This window comes from Vibrio fujianensis, assembly GCF_002749895.1.
Lineage (GTDB): Bacteria > Pseudomonadota > Gammaproteobacteria > Enterobacterales > Vibrionaceae > Vibrio > Vibrio fujianensis.
Genome location: NZ_NBUS01000054.1, coordinates 146,255 through 146,910, shown reverse-complemented (window position 1 = coordinate 146,910; position 656 = coordinate 146,255). Strand labels below are relative to the sequence as shown.

The window sequence follows — 656 nt, the reverse complement described above, 5'->3', positions numbered from 1 at the left end:
ACGACCGAGAATATCAGCGATGACCGTCAATAACGATGCAATCAACATCGAATACGGCAGCAGCCAGCGATGATCTGGGCCGACCCAAAAACGAGCTAAATGCGGTGCTGTCAACCCGACAAAACTGAGTGGCCCAGCGGCAGAGGTTGCCGCACCCGATAGCACCACAATCACGCTGGATGCCAATAACCAAATTCGCTGAGGATTAACCCCCAAGGCTTCACCCAAATCTTGCCCCAAAGAAACGGTATTGAGCGCTTGGCGAAGCGCCATGGAAAGTGCGAGCCCCACGGCCACCAGCAATGACACCGGCCACAGCACATCGTATCCTCGCCCTTGCAGTGAGCCGACCGCCCAATGGCGAAACTGATTAAACACTTCCTGATCGCTATTGACCGTCATGATATGAGTTAAAGCGAGCAAGACCACGGATAAAGCCGAACCCGCCAGTACCACTCGCACAGGATTAATGCCGCGGCGCAGCCCTGCTAGCAAATACACCGCGCCCCCCGCCATGGTCGCTCCCATCAAACCAAACCACATATAACCAAACACATCGGTAATACCAAACAGTGCAATCGCACTGACAATCGCAACAGTTGCTCCAGCATTAACGCCAAGAATACCCGGATCGGCCAACGGATTTCTTGTCAGCG

Annotated in this window: 1 protein-coding gene; it reads right to left on the bottom strand. The window is 54.1% G+C overall.

Annotated features, from left to right (window positions below; all coding sequences use genetic code 11):
* The coding region (locus B7C60_RS19410; protein ID WP_245869466.1) for a FecCD family ABC transporter permease at nt 1-656 on the bottom strand (656 nt) is incomplete at both ends.